24 protein-coding genes and 1 pseudogene are annotated in these 24758 nt (G+C 59.2%); 16 read left to right on the top strand and 9 right to left on the bottom strand.

Going from position 1 to position 24758, the window contains the following annotated elements; translation table 11 throughout:
• Nucleotides 1-27: 27 nt before the first annotated feature.
• The gene (locus V7730_RS14840; RefSeq protein ID WP_335748379.1) at nucleotides 28-1593 is read right to left on the bottom strand and encodes a phytoene desaturase family protein; all 1566 of its coding nucleotides are present in this window, start codon (nucleotides 1591-1593) and stop codon (nucleotides 28-30) included.
• Between the two features lie 117 nt (nucleotides 1594-1710).
• On the opposite strand from V7730_RS14840, the gene V7730_RS14835 reads away from it, so the two are divergent.
• The 13 genes from V7730_RS14835 to V7730_RS14775 all read left to right on the top strand — a co-directional run bounded on the left by V7730_RS14835 (nucleotide 1711) and on the right by V7730_RS14775 (nucleotide 14870).
• A complete protein-coding gene (locus V7730_RS14835; protein ID WP_335748378.1) occupies nucleotides 1711-2502 on the top strand; it encodes a cyclase family protein in 792 nt (263 codons plus the stop codon).
• Between the two features lie 4 nt (nucleotides 2503-2506).
• A complete protein-coding gene (locus V7730_RS14830; protein ID WP_335748377.1) occupies nucleotides 2507-4066 on the top strand; it encodes a phytoene desaturase family protein in 1560 nt (519 codons plus the stop codon).
• A complete protein-coding gene (locus V7730_RS14825) occupies nucleotides 4063-4542 on the top strand; it encodes a MarR family winged helix-turn-helix transcriptional regulator (protein ID WP_335748376.1) in 480 nt (159 codons plus the stop codon). The genes V7730_RS14830 and V7730_RS14825 overlap by 4 nt, the downstream gene beginning before the upstream one ends.
• 9 nt (nucleotides 4543-4551) lie before the next feature.
• The gene (locus V7730_RS14820; RefSeq protein ID WP_335748375.1) at nucleotides 4552-6702 is read left to right on the top strand and encodes an indolepyruvate ferredoxin oxidoreductase subunit alpha; all 2151 of its coding nucleotides are present in this window, start codon (nucleotides 4552-4554) and stop codon (nucleotides 6700-6702) included.
• A complete protein-coding gene (locus V7730_RS14815; RefSeq protein WP_335748374.1) occupies nucleotides 6699-8228 on the top strand; it encodes an indolepyruvate oxidoreductase subunit beta family protein in 1530 nt (509 codons plus the stop codon). Before V7730_RS14820 ends, V7730_RS14815 begins: the two co-directional genes overlap by 4 nt.
• Nucleotides 8229-8381: 153 nt before the next feature.
• The gene (locus V7730_RS14810) at nucleotides 8382-9590 is read left to right on the top strand and encodes a thiolase family protein (protein ID WP_335748373.1); all 1209 of its coding nucleotides are present in this window, start codon (nucleotides 8382-8384) and stop codon (nucleotides 9588-9590) included.
• Entirely contained in the window at nucleotides 9587-11122 is a 1536-nt protein-coding gene (locus V7730_RS14805) for an AMP-binding protein (RefSeq protein ID WP_335748372.1), read from the top strand. The genes V7730_RS14810 and V7730_RS14805 overlap by 4 nt, the downstream gene beginning before the upstream one ends.
• A gap of 58 nt (nucleotides 11123-11180) precedes the next feature.
• Entirely contained in the window at nucleotides 11181-12149 is a 969-nt protein-coding gene (gene dctP, locus V7730_RS14800; RefSeq protein WP_335748371.1) for a TRAP transporter substrate-binding protein DctP, read from the top strand.
• Between the two features lie 6 nt (nucleotides 12150-12155).
• Nucleotides 12156-12686: a TRAP transporter small permease gene (locus V7730_RS14795; RefSeq protein WP_335748370.1), complete on the top strand. Its 531-nt coding sequence runs from the start codon at nucleotides 12156-12158 to the stop codon at nucleotides 12684-12686.
• Entirely contained in the window at nucleotides 12683-14002 is a 1320-nt protein-coding gene (locus tag V7730_RS14790) for a TRAP transporter large permease (RefSeq protein ID WP_335748369.1), read from the top strand. Before V7730_RS14795 ends, V7730_RS14790 begins: the two co-directional genes overlap by 4 nt.
• 2 nt (nucleotides 14003-14004) lie before the next feature.
• A complete protein-coding gene (locus tag V7730_RS14785) occupies nucleotides 14005-14274 on the top strand; it encodes a helix-turn-helix domain-containing protein (RefSeq protein ID WP_335748368.1) in 270 nt (89 codons plus the stop codon).
• Entirely contained in the window at nucleotides 14222-14521 is a 300-nt protein-coding gene (locus V7730_RS14780) for a hypothetical protein (RefSeq protein ID WP_335748395.1), read from the top strand. The genes V7730_RS14785 and V7730_RS14780 overlap by 53 nt, the downstream gene beginning before the upstream one ends.
• On the top strand, nucleotides 14415-14870 hold the full coding sequence (locus tag V7730_RS14775; protein ID WP_335748367.1) for a LysR substrate-binding domain-containing protein: 456 nt from the start codon (nucleotides 14415-14417) through the stop codon (nucleotides 14868-14870). Before V7730_RS14780 ends, V7730_RS14775 begins: the two co-directional genes overlap by 107 nt.
• A 39-nt stretch (nucleotides 14871-14909) precedes the next feature.
• Here V7730_RS14775 and V7730_RS14770 read toward each other — a convergent pair whose 3' ends face one another.
• Genes V7730_RS14770 through V7730_RS14735 form a run of 8 tightly spaced genes read right to left on the bottom strand, consistent with a single transcriptional unit; the run spans nucleotide 14910 to nucleotide 22859 of the window.
• The gene (locus V7730_RS14770) at nucleotides 14910-15305 is read right to left on the bottom strand and encodes a RidA family protein (RefSeq protein WP_335748366.1); all 396 of its coding nucleotides are present in this window, start codon (nucleotides 15303-15305) and stop codon (nucleotides 14910-14912) included.
• A 1-nt stretch (nucleotide 15306) separates the two neighbouring features.
• Nucleotides 15307-15711 carry an acyl-CoA thioesterase gene (locus V7730_RS14765; protein WP_335748365.1) on the bottom strand — a complete coding sequence of 135 codons (405 nt, stop codon included), beginning with the start codon at nucleotides 15709-15711 and terminating at the stop codon, nucleotides 15307-15309.
• Complete coding sequence (locus V7730_RS14760; protein WP_335748364.1) at nucleotides 15708-17327, bottom strand: AMP-binding protein; 1620 nt, start codon at nucleotides 17325-17327, stop codon at nucleotides 15708-15710. Before V7730_RS14760 ends, V7730_RS14765 begins: the two co-directional genes overlap by 4 nt.
• A 3-nt stretch (nucleotides 17328-17330) precedes the next feature.
• Nucleotides 17331-18488, bottom strand: a complete 1158-nt coding sequence (locus V7730_RS14755) for an acyl-CoA dehydrogenase family protein (protein ID WP_335748363.1) — start codon at nucleotides 18486-18488, stop codon at nucleotides 17331-17333.
• Between the two features lie 33 nt (nucleotides 18489-18521).
• On the bottom strand, nucleotides 18522-19322 hold the full coding sequence (locus V7730_RS14750; protein WP_335748362.1) for an enoyl-CoA hydratase family protein: 801 nt from the start codon (nucleotides 19320-19322) through the stop codon (nucleotides 18522-18524).
• Nucleotides 19319-19804: a MarR family winged helix-turn-helix transcriptional regulator gene (locus V7730_RS14745; RefSeq protein WP_335748361.1), complete on the bottom strand. Its 486-nt coding sequence runs from the start codon at nucleotides 19802-19804 to the stop codon at nucleotides 19319-19321. The genes V7730_RS14750 and V7730_RS14745 overlap by 4 nt, the downstream gene beginning before the upstream one ends.
• Nucleotides 19801-20574 carry an SDR family NAD(P)-dependent oxidoreductase gene (locus V7730_RS14740; protein ID WP_335748360.1) on the bottom strand — a complete coding sequence of 258 codons (774 nt, stop codon included), beginning with the start codon at nucleotides 20572-20574 and terminating at the stop codon, nucleotides 19801-19803. The genes V7730_RS14745 and V7730_RS14740 overlap by 4 nt, the downstream gene beginning before the upstream one ends.
• Entirely contained in the window at nucleotides 20571-22859 is a 2289-nt protein-coding gene (locus V7730_RS14735; RefSeq protein WP_335748359.1) for a bifunctional salicylyl-CoA 5-hydroxylase/oxidoreductase, read from the bottom strand. The genes V7730_RS14740 and V7730_RS14735 overlap by 4 nt, the downstream gene beginning before the upstream one ends.
• Before the next feature lie 365 nt (nucleotides 22860-23224).
• Between V7730_RS14735 and V7730_RS14730 the strand changes: the two genes are divergently transcribed.
• The 3 genes and pseudogenes from V7730_RS14730 (at nucleotide 23225) to V7730_RS14725 (ending at nucleotide 24597) form a co-directional block, all read left to right on the top strand.
• A complete protein-coding gene (locus V7730_RS14730) occupies nucleotides 23225-23527 on the top strand; it encodes a hypothetical protein (RefSeq protein ID WP_335748358.1) in 303 nt (100 codons plus the stop codon).
• Nucleotides 23528-23601: 74 nt separating this feature from the next.
• The gene (locus V7730_RS22670) at nucleotides 23602-23883 is read left to right on the top strand and encodes a hypothetical protein (RefSeq protein WP_443070227.1); all 282 of its coding nucleotides are present in this window, start codon (nucleotides 23602-23604) and stop codon (nucleotides 23881-23883) included.
• Between the two features lie 9 nt (nucleotides 23884-23892).
• Nucleotides 23893-24597, top strand: a pseudogene (locus tag V7730_RS14725) (IS6 family transposase).
• Nucleotides 24598-24758 lie beyond the last annotated feature (161 nt).

Here is a 24758-nt window from a genome sequence, read left to right as displayed (position 1 = left end):
CTCCCTTGGGTGTTTGTTGGATTGTGTTTAACGGGCGAGCTTCTTGGCGAGCATCGTCCCCGGGCCTGCGCCCGTACCGCCACCAGGCCAGACAGCGGCACCGGTGTGATAGAGATTGCGCAGCGGCGTGGTGCCGTCTGCATAGCCCCGCGCGGGGCGGTTCATAAAATGCTGGTGCAAATGATGGCTGCCACAGATCTGATCGCCACCGACGAGGTTTGGGTTATCCGCCTCCAGCATCTGCGGTGTCACGATATGGCGGCCAAGGATATGGGCGCGGGTGCCGGGCGCATAGCGCTCCAGAATATCCAGCGCACGGTTTGCAAACGGCTCTGCTGCGGTGTCCCAGTTGGTTGCGGTGATTTGACCGGCGGCATCGCCCTTGATCACAGCGGGCGCCATGCGAACCTGAAGCCACAGGACATGTTTTCCCTTCGGCGCGCGCGTGGGGTCCACGACTGTCGGCTGGCCGCAGATAATCACAGGCTCATCCGGCAGCAGCCCCGCCTTGGCCTGCGCATAGGTGCGCGCCATCTGGTCCATCGAGGGGGCAAGATGAACATAGGCAAAGCGTTTCAATTCGGGTGCAATCCAGGTTGGCAGGGCGTCCATTGCAAGATGGATCATCATCGTGCCGGGCGCGTGCTGGAAGGTGCGCATGGCGGTATCGTGGCGCGCGTCGCCTGTGCCGCCGGTGAGGCGCAGCAGAGCAGAGGGGGCGACATTGGCGATCACCGCTTTGGTTGCTATCACGGTGCTGCCATCTTCCAGCGTGATACCTGTGGCGCGGCCCGCCGTATGGTTGATTGCAGTGACGCGGGCATTGCAGGTCACAGTGCCGCCGCGTGCTTTGATCAGGGACACCATCGCGCGGGTCACCGTATCCGCGCCGCCTTGCCCCAGCACCATGCCAAAGGCCTGACCGGCCATCGCCTCAAGGTACGGGAACACCGCGCCGCCAGCGATGTCAGGGGCGAAATCCAGATGCATGCCCCACGCCGCCAAGGTTGCCTTGATGTGGTCGCTCTCAAACGTCTGGTCCAGCCATGAGCGCGGCGATTTGAGCAGGAATTGCGCCAGATCAAGCGCACCTCCAGTGCCCCGCTTGCGCAGAGTTTTCCAACCTAAAGATGTAAATGCACGTAAATTCATAGGCGAGCCGAGGACGGCAAAGATTGATTCGGCATCGTCATGGAAGCTGTCTGTTAGCTTGGTCCAGGCAGCGGCATCGGCGGGCGAGAAGCCGCGCACACGGGCGGTTGTCAATGCGGGATCACTGGACACGCCAAACCAGCGGTCATCGGGGAATACGGAAGCAAAAGGATGCGATGTTGGTGCAAACGCCAGACCATGTTTCGCCAGATCCGCTGCATTTTCATTATTAAATGTTGAGCTTGCGAACAGAGACATATTCATCGCGGCCCAGTCATGGCGGAACCCTGGCAGGGTATATTCGCCGGTTTTAACAGCACCGCCGGGCACGGCTGCCTGCTCGTATACCGCAACGCGCCAGCCGCGCTGCGCCAGATGGCACGCACACGCGAGGCTGTTATGCCCCGCACCGATGATGACGGCATCTGAAGTGTTTAGCATGAGCCCCCCTTCCATGGTTGCTTTGAATATAATTGCAAATGCATGTAACAAAGTCTATCTGTTTTAATTATCACGCACTCGCGGAGAGAATGCCGCGTCATGATCAGGGAGAAGAAAATGAATGCATCTGAAAATCTGGCCGCTCTTGCCGGTATGCTGGCCTCGGGCGGTGTGGAGGTTGTTGACTGCTCCGGAGTGCTGGGGCCGGACACGCCGATCCTGCAACTGCCACCTGATTTTGCCAAAAACACCCCCAAAGTCGAGATCCACAAGATTTCCGAATATGATAATGACGGCCCGTTTTTCGCGTGGAACTGGATGGTTCTGGGAGAGCATTCCGGTACCCATTTCGATGCGCCGCACCACTGGATCACCGGCAAGGATTACGCCGACGGCTTCACCGATTCGCTGGATGTGCAGCGGCTGGTCGCACCCGTGAACGTAATCGACTGCTCTGCACAAAGCGCGGCGGACGAGGATTTTCTGCTGACCGCGGAGCAGATCAAATCGTGGGAGAAAGAGCACGGCGAGATCGGCAAGAACGAATGGGTTGTGATGCGCACTGATTGGGACAAGCGCGTGGACGATGAGGACAAATTTCTGAACGCGGACGAGACAGGCCCGCACAGCCCTGGCCCCACACCGGACGCAATTGAATATCTTTTGTCCAAGGGCATTGTGGGTTGGGGCACGCAATGCATCGGCACCGATGCGGGGCAGGCCGGCGGGATGGAGCCACCCTATCCGGCGCACAACATGCTGCACCGTGATAACTGTTTTGGCCTCGCGTCGCTGGCCAATCTGGACAAGCTGCCCGCAAAGGGTGCAATCCTGATCGCCGCACCGTTGAAGATTGCGCGCGGTACAGGCTCTCCGATCCGCGCGCTGGCGCTGGTTCCCAAAGGCTGATCCGGTGGTAGGTCTGGATCACATCATCGTGGGGTCGGGCATTAATGCGCTGGTTGCTGCCGCGATGCTTGCCCGCAAAGGCGACAAGGTTCTCGTGCTGGAGCGTGAGGACCGGATCGGTGGCTGTATGGCAACCGACCAACTCACCCTGCCGGGGTTCCATCATGACGTGATGGCAGCCACGTTTGTTTTGTTCCTGACGGGTCCTGCGCATGGTGCGTTAGGGGATGATCTTGCGAAATACGGGCTGGAGTTCTGCCATAGCGCACAGCCCACCGCCGTGCTGCGTCCGAATGGACATGCGCTGGTCTATAGCCAGAACCGTGATGCCAATGCCGCCGCTTTCAACGCCTTGTCGCAGGGGGATGGCGACCAGTTGCGCGGCGATATCGGCGGGATCGAGCATGACGCTGATTTTCTGTTTTCTTTGCTGGGCCAGCCCTTGTGGTCGCGCAGCGTGGCGGTACTGCTGGCCAAACAGGTCTGGAAGCACGGGCTGAACAACACCAAAGCATGGTTCGGGCAGGCGCTGGAACCTGCGCGCGGCTGGCTGGAAACGCGCTACGCGTCTGAAGATGTGCAAGCGCTTTGGGCGCCGTGGGTGCTGCATGTCGGGCTGACGCCCGAGGCCAGTTATAGCGGGCAGATGGTGCGTGTGATAGCGTTCGCGTTGGAGGCTGCTGGCGCTCCGGTTGTGAAGGGCGGAGCAGGGCAGGCGGCACAGGCGTTCCGCTCCCTGATCGAGGCACATGGCGGCGAGATCCGCACAAGCGCAGAAGTCACGCGCATCCTCATCCGCAACGGTAAGGCGGACGGAGTCGAGACGGCAGCGGGCGAGACGCTGCATGCGAAAAATGTGATAGCTAGCACGGCACCGGGCCAGCTATATGACGGGTTGCTGGGCGGCAATCACACCCCCGAAAGTTCCAAGAAATTCCGGTACGGACGGGGCAATTTCCAGCTGCATTATGCTTTTGATGCGCCACTTGACTGGGCCGCCGAGGGTCTGGACAATGTGGCGCTGATCCATCTGGCGGACGGGATCGATTCCGTTTCACGCTCGTGCAACGAGGCAGAGCGCGGAATGCTGCCTGCCGTGCCTACCATCTGCGTGGGTCAGCCGCACCGTCTGGACCCCACGCGCTGCCCCGATGGCAAAGCCGTGCTGTGGGTGCAAATCCCTGATGCGCCGCGCGTGATCAAAGGCGATGCGGCGGGCGAGATCAAGACAGACGGCACATGGAGCGAGGTCACGCGCGAAGCCTTTGCCGACCGGATCGAAGCCATCCTGCGCGCTCATATCCGCAATTTCGACGTGGCCAAACTGGCGCGGAGGGCCTATTCCCCTTCCGATCTGGAAGCGCTGAACGTCAATCTGGTAGGTGGCGATCCTTACGGCGGTGCTTGTGCGCTGGACCAGTTCTTTGTCTGGCGTCCCTTCGGAAGCCAAGTCAACAATGCCACGTCTGTCAAGGGGCTGTACCATATTGGCGCCTCCACGCATCCCGGTCCGGGATTGGGCGGGGGATCAGGGTTCAACGTGGCAAAAGGATTGGGCGCATGAACCAGTCTGGAGATGTGACCGCACCGTTGCCTCGTCTGGGCAAATTGGGGCTGGAAAACTATGCGCCCTACCTGATGAACAGGATCATGGGCCGCTATAATGCGGCGCTGAGAGAAGAAATGGCGGCGCTGGGGCTGACCACGTCACAGATGCGGGCACTGGCAGTTCTATCCGTGGTCAACGGCATTCTGATTGGTGAATTGGCGGTCTATGCTGTGGTGCCGCAAAGCACGCTTAGCCGCGCACTGGATGCGCTGGTGCGCGATGGTCTGATCCGCCGCGAAACGGATGGCACTGACAGCCGCGCCGTGCGGGTGTTTGTCACCGATACCGGCCGTGAGGCCAATGACAAGTTGTGGCCGCATATGGCACAGGCCTTTGAAGCGATGTTCCACGGCATCTCTGACGAGGAAAAGCGCGGGTTTACCCATACCCTGCAAAAGATGCTGCGCAACATCCGCAAGCACGATTTTTAAGGATAGACCATGGCAGAGAGATCATTCAAAGCGGAAGTAGAGCATCTGCGAAAAGGCGATGGCGACACCTTCACCGGCGAGGGTATTCTGGCCATTACCAAAGCGTTGTTGGAGAATGGTGTGGGCTATGTGGGCGGCTATCAGGGTGCGCCAATCAGTCATCTGATGGATGTGCTGGCCGATGCCGAAGAGCTGATGGGCGAGCTTGGCGTGCGGTTCGAGGCGAATGCCTCGGAGGCGGCGGCGGCGGCGATGCTGGCGGCCTCCGTGCATTATCCGATCCGCGGTGCTGTGACGTTCAAGGGGCCAGTGGGCGTCAACGTGGCCTCTGATGCGCTGGCCAATCTGTGCTCAAGCGGCGTGACGGGCGGCGCGCTGATCATCGTGGGCGAGGATTACGGCGAGGGATCGTCGATTATGCAGGAGCGCAGCCACGGCTTTGCGATGAAATCGCAGTTTTGGATGTTGGACCCGCGCCCAAACCTGCCCAGCATCACTAAAGCGGTCAAGGACGGCTTCGAGCTGTCGGAGGTGTCTAACACGCCTGTCATGCTGATGGTGCGCATCCGGTCGTGCCACGTCACAGGCAGCTTTCCCACCCGTGATAACCAGCGTCCGCCGCTGACCGTCTATGACGCTGTCGCCAACCCGCAGAGTGATTTCAACCGCGTTGTTCTGCCCCCGATGAGTTATTTGCACGAACAGGATAAAATTAATGTGCGCTGGCCCGCAGCCGAGAAATTCATCACTGATAATAAGCTCAACGAGATGTTCGGGCCGCGCGACGCCGATCTGGGCATCATCGTGCAGGGCGGCATGTACAACGGGTTGATCCGCGCGTTGCAACGGCTGGGGCTGGCGGATATTGACGGCACCACGGAAATTCCGATCTATGTTTTGAACGTGACCTATCCTATCGTGCGTACAGAATTCGAAGCGTTCTGCGCCGGCAAATCCCATGTCCTGATCGTCGAGGAAGGCCAGCCCGATCATATCGAGCAGCAGTTGGGCAGCTATCTTTACCGCTCGGGCGGGACAACCAAGCTGTACGGCAAGGACGTTTTGCCAATGGCCGGCGAATATACCGGACAGGTGATGCTGGACGGGATCACGGCGTTTCTAAAGTCCGCAGCACCTGCCATGTTGCCCGACCATGTGCGCGCCCCCAATATGAATCCGCCGCAGATTCCCGACCTGAGCACGACCGTACCGATGCGCCCTCCGGGGTTCTGCACAGGCTGTCCCGAGCGGCCAATTTTTGCGGCGATGAAATTGACCGAGCAAGAGCTGGGAAAGCACCAGATTACCGGCGATATCGGCTGCCACCTGTTCGGCTCGCTTCCGCCGTTTGAGATTGGCGGAGCAACGATGGGCTACGGCCTTGGCCCTGCTGCCAACGCGGCGTTCGATGGCGGCGGAGAGAAGCGCGCCATCTCGATCCTTGGCGATGGCGGGTTCTGGCACAACGGTTTGAGCAGTTCGATCGGCAATATGGTGTTCAACAAATCGGACTCTGTTGCGGTGATCGTGGACAACTTCTACTCGGCTGCGACAGGCGGGCAGGACATCATGTCGTCGCGCGCGATCAATGATACCAAATCAACCAACAATCCGATCTCCAAGGCGCTGAAAGGTGTCGGCGTCGAATGGGTGCGGCAGGTAGATCACACCTATGACGTCACCAAAATGCGCGATGTGCTGCGCGAGGCGCTGACGACAGATTACAAAGGGCCCAAGGTTATTGTGGCCTCGTCGGAATGTATGCTGAACAAGCAGCGCCGCGAAAAGCCGCTGCGTGCGAAGGCTATCAAGGAGGGGCGGCGCGTGGACGTGCCCCGCTTTGGCGTGGATGCGGATGTTTGTACCGGCGATCATGCCTGTATGAGGCTGTCGGGGTGTCCATCCTTGTCGCTCAAGGTGCTGGATGATCCACTGCGCGACGATCCGGTTGCGGCAATTGACCAGACCTGCGTGGGCTGTGGCAACTGTGGCGAGGTGGCCCATGCCGCTGTGCTGTGTCCGTCGTTTTATCAGGCCGATGTGGTGCATAACCCCGGACGTTTTGAAGCATGGCGCGCAGGTGTGCGGCGTTCAGTAATCAACCGGTTGCAACAGCGGCGCGATGCGCGGCGTCTGCGCCTTGACGGGATAGCGACATGAATTTTGTACTTCCGCAGAAAAATGTAGACGGCCGGATGGATACGATTCTGAAGCTGGCAGTGATGGCTGTGGGCGGGCAGGGCGGCGGCGTTCTGGCCTCGTGGATCGAGGCGACCGCGCGCGCGCAGGGCTATGCCTGCCAGACCACATCCGTGGCGGGCGTGGCGCAGCGGACTGGATCCACCATCTATTATATCGAAATGGCGCCTGCCACGACGCGCGCGCCGGTGTTTGCGCTTGCCCCTTCTGCGGGCGATGTAGATGTGCTGCTGGCCTCCGAGATGATGGAGGTCGGACGCGCCGTGATGCGTGGTTTTGTGACACCGGACCGGACAACCCTGATCGGCTCGACCCACCGTGCGCTGGCGGTCAGTGAAAAGACGGCACCGGGGGACGGGATCGCCAATGCCCCTGAAGTGCGCGCCGCAGCTGAGTTGGCAGCACAGCGGTTGATCCTGGCCGATATGGACCGTCTCGCCACCGATCAGGGCTCTGTTATTTCGGCTTCCCTGTTCGGTGCGCTGGCCGGATCGGAGGCGTTACCTTTCCCGCGCGAAGCCTATGAGGAAGCCATTCGTGCCGCCGGCAAAGGCGTCGAAGCCTCCCTGCGCGCGTTTGGTGCAGGATATACCGCCGCACGGGACGGGATCGCCGCGCCGGAGCTGCAGGCACTGCCGAAGCCGCGCAAGATCACCGGACCTGCGGCGCAGATGCGCGAGTGGGCGGCGCTGCTGGCGCGTGTGAAAACCCTGCCCGAACAAGTTCAGGCGATGGCTGAGGCCGGTCTGGCCAAGGTCGTGGACTTTCAGGATTGCGCTTATGGTGCGCTCTATCTGGACCTACTCGACGCTGTTCTTGCGGGTGACACTGCGGCGCGAGAATTTGCACTGGGCGCTGTTGCCGCCAAATATATTGCCAATGCGATGGCCTATGACGACATTATCCGCGTAGCTGACCTCAAGACCCGTGCGACCCGCATGGCGCGCATCGACGCGGAGATGGGCAAGAGCGGTGCGCATGTCTTGCAACTGACCGAGTATTTCCATCCCCGTGCAGAAGAAATCGCAGGTCTGCTGCCTGCCGGACTGGGCGCGCGGACCCAAGCCAATCCGGCGCGGATGGCGCGGCTGGACAAATGGTTCGGCAAAGGGCGGCGGTTGCGTACGGATTCGCTGCGCGCCTTCTTGATGCTGCACATTTTGGGCGGGATGAAGGGGTACCGGTTGCGAACCTACCGGCACCAGTTGGAAGTGGCGCATCTGGAAGCGTGGCTGCGGGCCTGCGCCGCACCGGATGATTATGCCTTGCGCATCGAGTTGTTCAAGAACCGGCGTCTGATCAAGGGATACTCCGACACACATGCACGCGGATTGTCCAAGTTCGACCGTGTGATGGAAATGTCCAAGCTGTTGGAAGGGCGTGGTGACGGGCCGGAATGGATGGCGCGCCTGCGCGAGGCAGCATTGCAGGACCCGGAAGGCAAAGCGTTGGAAGGGGCGATCAAAACCGTAGAGAGTTTTGCATAATTCACCTTGCCAATCCACAAACAGGGTTTCCTATTTTCGAATACAAGATCCGTTAAATTCACTATTTCGAACTTCTGTATCTGCTGAGGATCAATGCCAACGGCTCTTGCGGATCGGTAATAATCAGCGGGCTGCTTATAGGGAGGTGTTCAAATGACGGCCTTGGCGCATGTGCCCTACGGGTGTTGGTGGTCGACCCCATTCACAAAATGGCAGGGCAGTTTTTCTGAATTGCACAGCCTGCGGTTTGCCGCCCATGTTGCAAAAGACGCATTGACTAGGCGTCATATCGACCCTGCTGTTTTCGACTATGCGGCTCTGGGCACAACCGTCCCGCAACAGAATTGTTTTTACGGCACGCCTTGGGTGATGGCTATGCTGGGTAACGAGGCTGTCGGAGGGCCCACAATTGCGCAGGCCTGTGCCACAGGTGCGCGGATACTAGCGGCATCATGCGACGAAATCACGCGCGGTGATGCAACGGTTGCTTTGGCGATTGCTGCGGACCGTGTCTCTAACGGTCCGACGTTGCACTACCCGTCGGCGGCCAGCATGGGCGGTGCGGGTACGACCGAGTGCTGGGTGCTGGATAACTTTGATAAGGATCCGCATGCAGGTGTTGCGATGGTCCGAACAGCTGAAAATGTGGCGGCTGAATTTGGCGTGACGATGCAGGAACAAAACGAAGTAACGTTGCAACGCTATGCGCAATATGGCGCGGCGCTGGCTGATGATCGTGCGTTCCAGCGCCGGTTTATGCAGCTTCCCTTTAAGGTGCCTGATCCGAAATTTCGTGAGGTCGCCTGTGTGATCGAGGGTGACGAGGGGGTCCATATGACCACTGCTGAAGGCTTGGCCGCACGTCGGCCTGTCATTTCGGGCGGGACGGTCACCAGCGGCGGGCAGACGCATCCGGCGGACGGCAATGCGGCGATGATCCTCACCTGCGCGGACCGTGTTGCGGACATGACGCTGGACACCGTGATTTCGGTGCGGATTCTGGCCTTTGGTCAGGCCCGCGCAAAAGTTGGCCATATGCCCGCAGCGCCCATCCCTGCGGCGCGCCGTGCCTTGGCCGCTGCCGGCCTGACGATCCATGATATTGCCGCGATCAAGACACATAACCCGTTTGTGGTAAGTGATATCGTTTTCGCCCGTGCCTTCGATATTGATGTGGCTCAGATGAACAACTTCGGCTGCTCACTGGTTTGGGGTCATCCGCAGGGGCCGACCGGCGTGCGTTCGGTCATCGAGTTGATTGAGGAGTTGGCCCTGCGAGGGGGCGGCTACGGATTGTTCACAGGTTGTGCTGCAGGGGATAGTGCGATGGCCGTTGTCCTACATGTGGGCGATCCGGCATGAGCGCGCTGGGACATGTCTGGCCCACGGTGTTCGACATGCTGGCAGATGCTGCCCGCAAGCAGCCCGATCATCCGGCGATTGTCTGCGCCGACGTGCAGTTGACCTATGCTGAATACTACCGATGCTTGACCGGCCTTGCACTTGAGTTCATCGAGGCGGGGATTGGCACGGGGGATCGTGTGGCACTGCTGATGGGGAATTCAGCGGATATCGCGATTGCTATGTTTGCGGTTCAGGCGGCGGGCGCGCAGGTTGTGCCGCTCAACCCCGCCTATACCGCTGCGGAACTGGGTCCGGTTCTGCTGGACGCAGATGTATCGTTGCTAGTGCATGATGCGGGTCTTGAGCGTGTTTTTGCAGGTGTGCTGCCCGCTGGAACAGCGACCCTGTGTGTGGGTGTCGGCGCGCGTGATCTGACCGCGACGCAGTATAGCGGAGCATCGGCACCCGTCCCGCCGGAGCCGCATCTGTTATCTACGTTGCAATATACTGGCGGCACTACCGGGGTGGCCAAGGGCGTCAACCTGACCCATGCTGCTGTCGCCACAAACATCGCACAACGCGAGGCGCTACTGCCGACGGACGCGGATGAGCGGGTCCTTGCGATCACGCCGCTGTTTCACGTTTATGCGGTGTCCATGGGTCTGTATCTGGCTGCAAATTGCGCTGGCACATTGTTTATTGTGCCCAAGTTTACGGCGGCGGATGTACTGCACGACATAGAACACCACCGCATCACATTCCTGTCGGCCAGCCCAACAATCTTTCAGGCCCTGATGCGCGATGAAGGCTTTGCCCGGGCGGACCTTTCATCGTTGCGGGTATGCTCCTCCGGATCGGCGGCGCTGACGGTAGATGTGTTGCGCCGTTGGGAGGACGCGACAGGCTGCACCGTTTGCGAAGGCTACGGGCAGACCGAAGCGGGTCCGGTTCTGACCTATAATCCGCTGCACGGGATGCGCTTTGCCGGCAGTGTCGGGGTGGCGGCCCCGTTAACGCAGATTTCCATTGTCGATGTCGAGACGGGGCAGATCGAATTGCCAGCCGGTGAGGAGGGCGAAATTCGTGCAAGCGGACCGCAAATCATGGCAGGCTATCGCAACCGGCCTGAAGAGACTGCGCAGGCGCTGCGTGACGGTTGGCTCTATACCGGTGACATCGGGCGGATCATGGACGCTGGCCAACTGGCGATCTGTGACCGCAAAAAGGATATGGTCGTCACCTCAGGTTACAACGTGTTCCCCCGCGAGATCGAGGAAGTGCTGTTTGCGATAGCGGCGGTGGAGGATGCGGCGGTTGTGGGCGTGCCTGATGCCTATCGCGGTGAAATGCTGTGCGCGTTTGTGGTGGGGCAGGGCGATCTGTCCGGCGCCGAGATCCGCGCGTATCTGGCCACACGGCTGGCCAAATACAAATGGCCCCGCGATATCCATTTCGTCACGCATCTGCCCAAGACGGTTGTGGGCAAGACCGACAAGAACGAGCTGCGCAGGATGGCTGCTGCGATCCTGACGGAAGATGATCCGATTTGACTGTATCGGGGAGAAGGCGGGTAAATGCCCGCATTGAAAAACAAAAGGGAAAGAGAAAATGAACAAGAAATCAATCTTTGCGGCAGCAGTTGTTGCCACGGTCCTGATTGCGGGGGCCGCCACGGCGGAAACCGTGCTAAAGGTAGGCACGTTTTTGCAACCCACCGGAACATGGCATCGCCCGATCGAGCGTTTCATCGAGCAGGTGAATGCACGTGACAGTGATCTGCGCCTTGAACTGGTGGCAGACCCGTCGTCAATCAACCCGTTCCAGCTGGGCGCTGCTGTCCAGAGTGGCGTGATCGACATCGCTTATATCTCCGGCTCGTTCTACACCAATCTTGTGCCCGAAGCCGATGCGTTGAAAAACTTTAACCTGTCGGTGCAGGAGGTCCGTGCAAACGGTGCACTGGACCTGATGGACAAGATCCACCGCGAAAAGATGGGTACCAAGTTTCTGGGCAAGATCGTAGATGGTATTCCGCTGCAAATCTACACCGCCCGCAAACCCGGGAGCCTTGATATGACCGGCTTGACTCTGCGGGGCACGCCACTGTACCGGCCCATGATGGAGACGCTGGGCGCGGATGTGGCGCAAATGCCTGGTGGCGAAATCTACGGCGCGTTGCAAAGCGGTGTGATTGACGGCTACGGCTGGCCGCTGTGGGGCATCGGTGATCTGGGTCTGCTTGAGGTGACCAAGTACCGGCTGGAGCCGGGGTTCTTCCGCTCGGAAATCGGGCTGGTGATGAACGAACGCCGCTGGGACAGCCTGACCGATGCCGAGCGCACTATCCTGCAAGAGGAGAGTATTGCGGCAGAAAACTGGTTTGCCAGCTATCTGACAGAGGTCAACGCGCAAGAATTGGCCAAGCAGGACGCGGCCGGTATTGAAGCTGTCACGTTTGGCGCAGAAGAAAGTGCGGCCCTGATTGCCAAGGCGGATGCGGCGGCATGGGACGAGGTGATCCGCAAATCACCCGAGTATGGCGCGCAACTGCGTGATCTGACCTATAAGGCGAAATAGGGCGCAATGCGCAAACTTGTACAGACGGTCGATCATGGTGTCGGCCTTCTCATTGACGGCTTCGGATGGGTATCCGGAGCCGTTATTGCCCTCGTGACGCTGGCGATCAGCGCAGACGTTGTGCTGCGCGCGGCTGGATACCGGACCTTGGGCTGGACGCTGGAAGCATCGGAATACGGGCTGCTGATCGTGTGCTTTCTGGGCGCGCCGTTTGTATTACGGCATGGCGACCACATCCGCGTTGACGTGGTTTTGCGCAATGCCGGGCCGGTGTGGAAGGGGCGGTTGCTGATCCTGTCGAACCTCATTGCAGCGCTGACGTGCCTGTTCCTGACGTGGTTCGCCGCCCGCGAGGCGCTGACCGCCTACATGCGTGGTGCGATATTGTTTAAGGAGATTGAAATGCCGCAATGGATTGTGCTGTCGGTTATGCCTGTCGGCATGCTGTTGCTGACGTGGGAGTTTTTCAGCCGCATCATTCGCCGTCTGGCGGGCATCGAGGTGCCGGGTGAAAACGAAGGCGGGGTGGCACTGTGAGCCCTGTCGGATGGGAGCTGGTGCTGGGTTTGATGGGCGGCGCGCTGGTCATGCTGATGGCACTGGGCGTGCCGGTGGCCTTTGCGTTTCTGGCGCTTAACGTGGTTGCGGCGTGGTTTATTTTTGGCGGGATGCCGGGGATCAACCTGCTGGTGCTTAACGCGACGGAATCCATAGGCACCTTTGTTCTGGTGCCGATCCCGCTGTTTGTGTTGATGGGCGAGATCCTGTTGACCACTGGTCTGGCGACCCGCGCGATCCGTGCCATCGAGAAATCCATCGCCGGCGTTCCGGGTCGTCTGTCGCTGGTGGCCATTGCTTCGGGGACGGTCTTTGCCTCGCTGTCAGGATCCAGCATTGCGAACACGGCTGTTCTGGGGCGGGTTCTGCTACCGGATATGCTGCGGCTGGGGTATCAACCCACTGTAAGCATCGGACCTATACTGGGCATCGGCGGTGTGGCCATGCTGATCCCGCCTTCGGCGCTGGCGGTGCTGCTGGGATCACTTGCAGGGATGCCGATCAGCAATCTGTTGCTGGCGGGCATTATTCCGGGCCTGCTGATGGCGGCGCTTTATGTGGGGTTTGTGATGGTGGCCTGCACGCTGCGTCCCGATCTGGCACCGCCCGCCCCAGTCGAGACGCTGTCGCTGCGCGAACGTATGGCACCGCTGGTACGTGATGTGCTGCCGCTGATGGGGATTGTGATCGTGGTTGTCGGCTCCATTCTGGGGGGCTATGCGACACCGTCGGAATCTGCAGCGTTGGGATGTTTGGCGACACTGGTCGCGGCCGCCTATTACCGCGCGCTGAATTTTGCCGCGATCCGCGAGGCGCTGATGGGCACGGTGCGGACCTCTGCGATGATCCTGATCATCATTTCCGGCTCTATCACCTTCTCGCAAATCCTGTCGTTTTCCGGTGCAAGCCGTGAATTTGTGGACGCCATTCTGGGCTTTGGGTTGGGGCCTATGGTGATCGTGGTGTTGATGCTGCTAGTGGCTTTGCTGTTGGGCACGCTGATGGATCAGGTCAGTATCATGATGATCACGCTGCCAATTTTTATGCCTTTGATCCATGCGGCGGGGATCGACCAGATCTGGTTTGGCGTGATGATGCTGATCGCGCTTGAGATCGGGCTGATCACGCCGCCTTTCGGTTTGCTGCTGTTCATCATGCAGTCGGTTGCCCCCGAAGGGGTGACGATGCGCCATATCATGGTGTCGATTGTCCCGTTTATCCTGCTTGAACTGCTGGCCCTCGCGTTGATCTTTGCATTTCCGATGATCGCGCTCTGGCTGCCCGGCTTTTTGTAAGGATGGAGCGGGTCAACACACTGGTCGGCAGGCTGCGGATACGGCATTTCGATTTTCTGGGTCGGCTGGGCCGTAATCCCAATCTGGCGCGCGTGGCCGCAGAGATGAACATGGCCTATTCCACTGCCACCAAGATGTTGCAAGACATTGAGGATATTCTGGGCGTGGCCCTGTTCCCCCCGCAACCGGCGACGGATCTGGATCACTGCTGTGGGGGATATGATGGTCAAACGGGCGGGCCTGATCCTGTCGGATCTACGCGCCGATCATGACGAATTGGAGATGGTCCAGAAAGGCGGCATGGGGCACGCCCGTCTGCGAACGTTTCCCGTGGCCACTGCCTATCTTTTGCCCGACCTTTATGTCCAGCTACACAAGGTCTTGCCGGGTGTGCATCTGATCATCGACGAAGGTGACGAGTTGCGTCTGGCCGAGCGTCTGTCGGGGGGGTGGGGGGGGGATCGACCTTGTTCTGGGTCGGATCGACCCGCTGCGCCTGCCCCCCGATCTGGCGCATAAAGTACTCTATCACGAGGAAACAGCAGTGATCTGCGGGGCGCAGAACTCGATGGCCACCTGTCCGCCAGACCAGTTGTCCGAGCGGATGGCAGCGGCAGAGTGGATACTGCCGACCATTACAATCGGGGCCAGCCGGTTGGTGGCGACATGGCTGGTGAACCGTGGGCATAATCCGCCCCGCATTACAGTGGAGAGTATTTCACCGCTGGCCATAGTTGGCTTGCTATCGAAAACCGATCTGCTCGGGATTTTGCCGCTCTGCGTGATGCTGTCGTTCAATCACTTCTGCCAGCTGTCGACGCTGTGCGACGGATTGGCCCTTACGCGCGCCGAGGGGGCATCGGCCTGACGGCGGCAACCGTGTCCCCCCGCATATTCGCATAGCCGGTCAGTTGATAACGGCGGTGGCCTCGATCTCGATCAGGGCTTCATCCTCGACCAGTGCCGAGACAACAACCATCGTCATGGCTGGAAAATGTTTGCCGAGTACCTTGCGGTAGGCGGCGCCCACTTCGGCCTGACGCGCGGCATATTCCTTTTTGTCGATCACAAACCACGTCAGGCGCGTGATGCTTTCGGCGGTGCCGCCAGCCGCTTCCACCACATTGAGGATATTGCGCAGGGTCTGTTCCATCTGGCCGATGAAATCGCTGGTCTCGAACACCTGATCGGCATTCCAGCCGATCTGTCCGCCGACAAACAGCAGTCCGTCTTTGGTTAGAACGCCGTTTGCATAGCCTTTTGCGGGGGCCCATCCGTCGGGCGCAATAAGAGAGTGTGTCATTTCAAGCCTCGTTATTGATGTAGGGGGTAAGTGCGGCGCGCAGATCGTCCGTCCATGGCGTCGACTTTCCCTGCGCGTTGATGAAAACAAGCGTTGCGGCATAGCTCATGCGGGGCTGGCCTGCGCAGCTTGTCTCGATGGTGAAATCAAATGTTGCGCGGCTGATGCGGTGGCCTGTCAGCTTTAGCAACAGGTGATCGCCGTGGCGCGAGGGCGCGTGAAACCGCGCTTCGATTTTGCCGGTGGGGACGCCGCCGTCCTTATGCATGTTCTCGAAGGGATGGCCGATGTGGTCGAAAAATATCTCGACACAATCATTCATCATCTCGAAATACCGCGGAAAGAAAACGATACCAGCGGGATCGCAATGCTTGAACAGAACTTTCTGGGGGAAGGTAAACGTCATGTCTCACTCCTGAGGCGGAAGCGCTGCACCTTGCCTGTTGCCGTCTTAGGCAATTCGGCGATGAACTTCACCGAGCGGGGGTATTTATAGGGGGCGATGGTGTTTTTCACATGCTCTTGTAGTGCGCGCACGGTGTCCGCGTTTGGGGTATAGCCCTCTGCCAGCACCACATGCGCCTCTACGATGTTGCCACGCGCTTCTTCGGGGGCAGCGATCACGCCACATTCAAGCACGGCGGGGTGCGACAGCAGGGCGGCCTCCACTTCGGGGCCGGCGATATTATAGCCGGACGAAACGATCATGTCGTCGTTGCGTGCGGCGAAATGCAGATAGCCGTCCGTGTCCATCACAAAGGTGTCGCCGGTGATGTTCCAGCCGTCCTGCACATAGACGCGTTGACGGTCATCCGCGAGATAGCGGCAGCCCGTTGGACCGCGCACGGCCAGCCGTCCGGCGGTGCCGCGCGGCACTTCCGTGCCATCCTCGCCGATCACTTTCGCCTCAAACCCTGTTACGGGCTTGCCGGTACAGGCGGGGCGGTGATCGTCAAAGCGGTTGGTGACGAATATATGCAGCATCTCGGTCGCACCGATGCCGTCCAGCATGGGCTTGCCGGTCTTGGCCATCCATTCATCATAGACGGGTTTTGGCAGCGTCTCGCCCGCAGAGACGGCAGCGCGGAGCGAGGACAGGTCCGCGCCTTCCTCCATCGCGCGCATCATAAAGCGGTAGGCAGTGGGGGCGGTAAAGCAGATCGTGGCGCGGTATTTCTCGATGATCTCGATCATGTTGGGCGGGCTTGCTGTTTCCAGCAGGGTAGCCGCCGCACCAAAGCGCAGCGGGAAGATCGCCAAACCGCCTAGGCCGAAGGTAAACGCCAGCGGCGGGGAGCCGATGAAGATATCTTCGGGCTGCACGTCCAGCACTTCGCGCGCATAGCTGTCTGCGATGATCAGCAGATCGCGGTGAAAGTGCATCGTGGCCTTTGCATCGCCCGTGGTGCCGGAGGTGAAACCCAGAAGTGCGACATCATCACGGCCCGTATCCACAGCAGTAAAGGCCACAGTTTTTTCCAGCGCAAGGCGGTCCAGTTCCGCGTTGTGGTTCGAGGTGCCGTCAAACCCTACGACTGATTTCAGGAATTTGCTGTCCTTCGCGCAGGAGATCAACTCTTCCATCAGGCGCGTGTCACACAGCGCATGGGTAATCTCGGCCTTGTCCACGATCTTAGACAATTCGCCCGCGCGCAGCATTGGCATGGTGTTGACCACAACCGCGCCTGCCTTGGTTGCGGCCAGCCAACAGGCGACCATGGCGGGGTTATTGGCCGAGCGGATCAGCACGCGGTTGCCGGGCTTCACGCCCAGATCTTTGACCAGCGCATGGGCCAGCCTGTTGGTCCAGTCTGTCAGCTCTTTGTAGGTGCGGCGGCGGCCATTGCCGATCAGCGCGATGTTGTCGCCAAATCCGCGCGTCACCATCGCATCGGTCAGTTCTACGGCCGCGTTCAGATGTTCGGGATAGTCAAAACCGGTCAACAGGAAATCCGGCTGCTGGTCCTCGGGGGGCAGATTGTCGCGCGTGAAGCTGTCGGTGTGACCGGTGTGACCTAGCATGGTCTATCCCCCCTGATGATCGGCAATCGCCTGACGGGCAATCACAACACGCTGGACGTCCGATGCACCTTCATAAATCCGCAAGGCGCGGATATCGCGGTACAATTCTTCGACCTTCATGCCGTGTCGCACGCCGTCACCGCCATGCAGTTGTACGGCCTTGTCGATGACTTTTTGCGCCTGATCAGTCGAGAACAGCTTAGCCATCGCGGCCTCGCGGGTGATCCTAGGCGCGCCGGAATCCTTGGTCCATGCCGCGCGGTAGATCAGCAGGGCAGAGGCATCAATGTCCAGCGCCATGTCCGCAATGTGACCCTGCACCATCTGGAGGTCAAACAGCGGTGCGCCCTGAACATGGCGGGTGGTGACACGGTGAAGCGCCTCGTCCAGCGCGCGGCGCGCAAAGCCCAGTGCCGCAGCTGCCACGGTCGAGCGGAACACGTCCAGAACGCCCATGGCGATTTTGAAGCCTTGACCGCTATCGCCCAGCATTGCGCTGGCAGGGATCCGGCAACCGGTAAAGCGCAGGGTGGCCAGCGGATGCGGTGCGATGACCTGCAAACGCTCCACCACTTCAAACCCCGGCAGGTCCGCAGGCACAACAAAGGCCGACAATCCGCGCGCACCCGGTGCGTCACCCGTGCGGGCAAACAGCGTGTAGACGTCAGCGATGCCACCGTTTGAAATCCACGTCTTTTCGCCATCAAGGATATAGTCGTTGCCGTCGCGCGTGGCGGTCAGGGTCGAATTGGCCACATCAGAGCCTGATTGTGGCTCTGTCAGCGCGAAGGCCGATATTGCTTTGCCGCGTTGGGTCAGCGGCAGCCATTCGTCGCGCTGTGCTTGGGTGCCGAACAGTGAAATGGCACCCGTCCCCAAGCCTTGCATCGCAAAGGCGAAATCAGCCAGCCCGTCATAACGCGCCAGGGTCTCGCGGCTCAGACACAGGGTGCGGACATCCAGCGGGGCGCCATCGGGTGCGCTGGTGGGCATCAGCCATCCCGCATCCCCCATCAGCCGCACCAGATCGCGGCACGCCTGATCATTGTCGCTGTGATCGACCGAGGCCAGAGCGCCAGATGCCCAATCGTCAAGCTCTTGCGCGTATTCGCGGTGTCTATCTTCGAAAAAGGGCCACTTCAAGAATGATTTATCTGCCATTGCTCCGGTCTCTCTTTGTTGTTGTGTCCGCGTTTAGTTGCCTTCGAAAACGGGGCGTTCCTTGGCGACGAAAGCATTGTATGCGCGCTCGAAATCGACGGTTTTCATGCAGATCGCTTGTGCTTGTGCCTCGGCCTCGATGGCTTGTTCGATGGACATCGACCATTCCTGCGCCAGCATCGTCTTGGTCATCATGTTGCCGAAGTTAGGGCCTGCCGCGATGCGCATTGCCATTTCGCGGGCGGCGCTGTCCAGTTCCTCCGCCGACACCAGCTTGTTGTGGAAACCCCAAGCAAAGCCTTCATCCGCACTCATCGAGCGGCCGGTATAGAGCAGTTCGGCAGCGCGGCCCTGACCGATGATGCGCGGCAGAATGGCGCAAGCGCCCATGTCACAGCCCGCAAGGCCTACGCGGGTGAACAGGAACGCGGTCTTGGCCGCAGGCGTGGCAATGCGCAGATCAGAGGCCATGGCGATGATCGCCCCCGCGCCCACACAAACTCCGTCGATGGCCGCAATAACGGGCTTGCCGCAATTGATGATTGCCTTGACCAGATCGCCGGTCATGCGGGTAAAGGCCAGCAGCTCTTTCATGCTCATTTTTGTCAGCGGCCCGATGATGTCATGCACATCGCCGCCAGAGCTGAAATTGCCGCCGTTGGAGGCAAACACCACTGCGTCCACATCATCGGAATAATGCAGGTCACGGAACCAGTCGCGCAATTCGCCGTAGCTGTTGAAGGTCAGCGGGTTTTTACGCTCGGGGCGGTCCAGTGCGACGGTCGCAATGCGGTCTGCGATGTCCAGTTTGAAGTATTTTGGTTCGGTGTTCATTTGGGGTTCTCCGTAGGGTTCAAGCGCGCCGCAGCGAGCAGTCCAAGCGCGTGCGCGCAGTTATCTTCATCCAGCCCACAGAGCAACTCTGCCACCCATGCTTCATGAGCCACGGCTTGCCTCTCGAATTCGGTGCGGCCCTTGGCGGTCAGCAGCGCGCAGGCAGCACGGCGGTCACCGGGCACAGCCACGCGCAGGATCAGTCCGTCAGTGGTCAGCCGGTCCACGATGCCCGTCACATTTCCGTTCGACACCATCAGCAGGCGGCTCAGCTCGCTCATCTTCAGGCCGTTTTTGTTGCGGTAGAGCGCTGACATCACGTCAAAGCGTGGCAGGGTTGTGGCAAACTGAGTGCGCAGTCGGTTGCGCAGTTCTGCCTCCACCGCTTTGTTGATTTTGAGCAGCCGCAACCATACCCTGAGCCGCTGTTTAGAGACGACTTGAGACGGGACTCCAGCGCGCAATGTGGGTGCATTTTTCATACCTCGCCTCCCGACAGCGCGAGGGCGTGGCCATTCACGCTGAACGCAGACTGGCTGCACAACCAGATCGCAGCGCCTGCTACTTCAGAGGTCTGCACAAAGCGTTTTTGCGGATTTCCCGACATCAGGGAGGCACGGGCGTCGGAATCCGGCATGCCGGTGCTTGCGATGATCTTCTCGATGGACTTTTCCAGCAAAGGTGTCTCGATGAACCCCGGACAGATTGCGTTGACGGTGATCTTTTTGGGCCCAAGCTCCAGCGCGAGCGCGCGGGTCAGGCCCACGACAGCATGCTTGGCGGCGCAATAGTGGCTGACGTAGGAATAACCCTTGAGGCCCGCCGTTGAAGCAACCGCGATCATCCGCCCGCCGCCAAGTTTCAGCATGTCGGGCAGGGCGGCTTGCCACAGGTTAAATACACCCGTCAGATTGACATCAAGCGAGGATTGGAATGCGTCCACCGACATTTTGGAAAAGGGCGCACTGTCGGCAGCACCCGCATTGGCGATGGCGATGCTGACGGGGCCGTGCACCTCGCGAGCGCGGTCAAGGGCGGCATCAAGCGATGCGCGGTCGGTGACGTCGGCGGTCAGCGCCAGTGCGCCGGTCCTGTCGGCCACGTCTTGTAAAGGTTCTATCCGCCGGCCAAGGACAGTCACCTGCGCGCCGCACTGTGCAAAGGAAAGTGCAATCTGCGCACCCACACCTGTGCCGCCGCCCGTGATGATCACGTGTTGATCGTGCATGTCCTGCGCGGGTGCGGTTGTCATACCTTTTCCACTTCGGTTTCCTTGTCGGCAAGACGCCAGCTTTGATCGCGGCCTGCCTCATAGGGCAGGGGCCATGCCATGTCGCGGTCCCCGATTGCGGTGGCGGCATGCAGGGTCCAGTAGGGATCGGCCAGATGCGGACGGGCCAGACAGACTAGATCGGCACGCCCTGCCATGAGGATTGAATTGACATGATCCGCCTCATAGATGTTGCCGACAGCCATGGTGGCCACGCCCGCTTCGTTGCGGATGCGATCGCTGAACGGGGTCTGGAACATGCGGCCGTACACCGGCTTGCCTGTGGTGGAGGTCTGGCCGGCAGAGACGTCTATGATATCCGCACCCGCGTTCGAGAACGCCTTTGCGATCAGCACTGCCTCTTCGGGGGTCACGCCATCGTCACCGGCCCAGTCGGAGGCAGAGATGCGCACCGACATCGGCTTGGCCGCAGGCCAGACTGCACGCATGGCACTAAATATCTCCAAGGGATAGCGCATGCGGTTTTCGAGACTGCCGCCGTATTCATCGCCTCGCGTATTGGACAGCGGCGAGATGAACGAGGACACCAGATAGCCATGTGCTGCGTGCAGCTCGATCATGTCGAAACCCGCGCGCTCGGCCATTTCGGCGGCGGCGACAAACTCAGCTTTGACCGCATCCATGTCGTCGCGCGTCATGGCGCGGGGCACGGCGTTGCCTTTCGCCCATGCAATGTCGGAGGCTGACATTAGGTCCCAGTTGCCCGAGGCCAGCGGCTTGTCCATTCCTTCCCAGCCCAGATTGGTCGAGCCTTTGCGCCCCGCATGCCCGATCTGGCAACAGATTTTCGCTGCCGTCTCAGCATGCACAAACCTTGTGAGGCGCGCCCATTCGGCCTCATGCTCTGGTGCGTAGAGGCCAGGACAGCCAGGCGTGATGCGGCCATCCGCGCTCACACATGTCATCTCGGTATAGAGCAGTCCCGCGCCACCTTTTGCGCGCTCCGCGTAGTGGACAAAATGCCAATCGGTGGGGCTGCCGTTGACGGCTTTGTACTGCGCCATAGGCGAGACGACGATGCGGTTTCCCAAATCCATCTCACGCAGTTTGAAGGGGGCAAACATAGGCGCACGAACTTTGTTTGCTGTATTGCCCGCACGGGTCTGAAACCATTTTTCGGCACTCTCCAGCCATGCAGGATCGCGTAGGCGAAGGTTTTCATGGCTGATCCGCTGGCTGCGGGTCAGCAGGGAATAGTTGAACTGCACAGGGTCCAGATGCAGATAACGATGGATATCCTCGAACCACTCAAGCGAGTTGCGCGCGGCGGATTGCAGACGCAAAACCTGAATGCGGCGCTCTTCCTCATAAAGGGCAAAGGCTTCGGCAAGCGTGTCTTTTTCAGTCACATAATCAGCCAGCGCAATCGCACTTTCCAGCGCCAGCTTGGTGCCCGAGCCGATCGAGAAATGCGCGGAGGCGGAGGCATCGCCCATCAGCACGATATTCTCATGGCTCCATTTTTCGCACAACACGCGCGGGAAATTGATCCATGCAGAGCCGCGAATGTGGTGCGCATTTGTCAGCAGCGCATGGCCGTCAAGGTGATCCGTGAATATCTCCCCGCAGGTGACAATGCTTTCTTGCTGGGTCATGTCGCCAAAACCGTAAGCGTCAAAGGTGGCCTGATCACACTCCACAATAAAGGTCGATGTGGTATCGTCAAAGCTGTAGGCATGCGCCCAGAGCCAACCTTTGTCGGTCTCCTCGAAAATAAATGCAAAGGCGTCATCGAATTTCTGATGTGTGCCAAACCAGACGAACTTGCAGGTCCGCATTTCGATATCGGGTTTGAAGATGTCCTTGAACTCGGTCCGCGTAGCGGAATTGAGACCATCGGAGGCGACAACCAGATCAAATCCCTTGGCAAATTCGGCAACGCTTTCGACGTTGTGTTCAAACTCCAGTCCCACGCCCAGCACCGCTGCCCGCGCCTGCAAATCCAGCAATAGTTGCTTGCGTCCGATGCCGCAAAAACCGTGCCCTGTCGACAGCTGCTTGGTGCCGCGATAATGGACCGCGATGTCGTCCCAATAGGCAAAATGGCTTTCGATTGTCTTGGCGCTCACCGGATCGTTCTTGGCAAGGTTACCCAGCGTCTCGTCCGACAAAACTACACCCCAACCGAAGGTATCATCAGGCTTGTTACGCTCGAATATCGTGATGTCCACATCGGGCTGACGGAGCTTCATGGAAATTGCGAAGTACAGACCGGCCGGTCCACCCCCTAGACAAGCAATACGCATCGGGTCTCTCCTGATCTAATATGAAAAAGAGTCTATCGGGCGCGCTAGATATTTCAAGTCTAAAGTTTCAAGATTGAAAGTTCGGGTGGGGATATGAAATCTGCCTACGGCTCTCGAAGGCGGACTTCAGCGCCTATAGAGCGTGTTGCGTCCAACCCGATTCAGGTTTCCCAGGCTGCTTGTTCTGTGCTTTCCTCTCGATTGACAGATATGGGGGCATGAGATGGGCAGACCACATCCTTTGGCGCTTAGTGAGCGAGTTGTGGCGTTCGTGGAGGAAGGACATTCACACCGTGCGGCAGGAGCGCGGTTCAGTGGTTCAGTAAAATTCGTCAACGATATGTTGATCTTGAAGCGGGAAACAGGTGGACTGGAGCAGCGCGCGCAGGCAATGGCGGCGTAATGGCAAGCTGGCCAGCCTTCGGGGCTGGATCGAGGCGCGGATGGTGGCAAAGCCGGATTTGACCTTGGATAATCTGGTGTTGGAACTGGTGGGTCGTCACAGCATCACGATCCACCACGTCTCGGTCTGGCGCGTCCTGCGTAGCTTCGGGCTGACACAAAAAAAGGACCTCCAAGCCGCCGCGCAGAAGCGGCCTGAGGTCCAGCAGGCTCGCCATATCTGGATCACACAGCGTCAGAACTTCATGCGTAACCTATTGCCATGAATAGGATTTATCGATGATACCTCACTAAAGATAAATATGGCAAGACCACCGGCTGGTCACCAAAAGATGCGCGCCTGATCGATCACGCGCCCTTCGGCCACTGGAAAACCCAGACATTCATCGCCGCCCTGCGCCATGATCGGCTGGATGCCCCTTGGATCATCGATGATGCGATCAACGGGGAGTTGTGCGATCTCTACTTAAAGACCCCGTTGGCACCGACCCTGCAGAGCGGTGATGTGAAAATCCTGGATAACTTGTCATCCCATAAAAGCCCGACTGCAGCGGCGGCCCTGAAGGCTGTCGACGGCAGTGACAAAAGAAACTGGCTTGAAGCGGGCAGGGTGGTCTCTTAGCGTTTGTGGATGACAAAACAGAACCTCTTCCGCTACTTCAAAACATTCCCTGAGATCATCCGTTTGGCGGTTATGATGTACGTGCGGTTTCCACTTTCGCTTCGCAATGTGGAAGATCTGTTGCATGAACGATGCATCGAGGTCAGCCATGAGACGGTTCAATTTTTGTGAAACAGATTTGGCCCGCTGTTTGCCGCGGAGATCCGCAAACGTCGGGTTTTGACGATGCGTTCGAGCCGCTGGTGCTGGCACCTTGACGAGGTGTTCGCGAAGATCAACGGCGAGATGCACTACCTTTAGCAAGCTGTGGATCACGAAGGAGAAGGTCTGGGGAGCTTCGTCATGAAGCGACGTGATCGAAAGGCAGCATTGAACTTCCTCGGGAAAACCATGAAATGCCATGGTTGGGCTGGCGTTTTCGTCACCTACCAACTACGATCCTACGGCGCCGCGATGAAGGTAATCGGCAACGCAGATAAACCGGAAATCGGCCGTTGGATTAACAACCAGGCAGATACTTCCCACCAGCCATTTCGAAGGCGGGAACTAGCCATTCTGCGCTTCAGGTGCATGCGAACTTTACAGAAATCCGTCTCAGTTCATGCCTCTGTTCACAACCACTTCAACGAGGAGCGTCATCGAAATAACCGAGTAAATTTTAATCTGAACCTCGCCGTCGCTCTGGCTGAGTGGCGTGCTCTGTGCGCAGCCTAATAGATCAAGGTTGCGACAGACTGAGACTGGTTCGCATTCGTCTGACAGCGCCGGCATTATCAATGATTAAGTTATTGGTTTTAAACGTATTGGTTATGGAGTGTCCGAATGAAGTGGTCCGGCAAAATTGGACAGCGTGCTAAGATGTATCCAACCCGAAC

The sequence above is a fragment of the Sulfitobacter sp. genome (genome assembly GCF_036961165.1).
Lineage (GTDB): Bacteria > Pseudomonadota > Alphaproteobacteria > Rhodobacterales > Rhodobacteraceae > Sulfitobacter.
The sequence above is the reverse complement of the archived record's forward strand: the minus strand, read 5'-3'. Positions and strand labels throughout refer to the sequence as shown.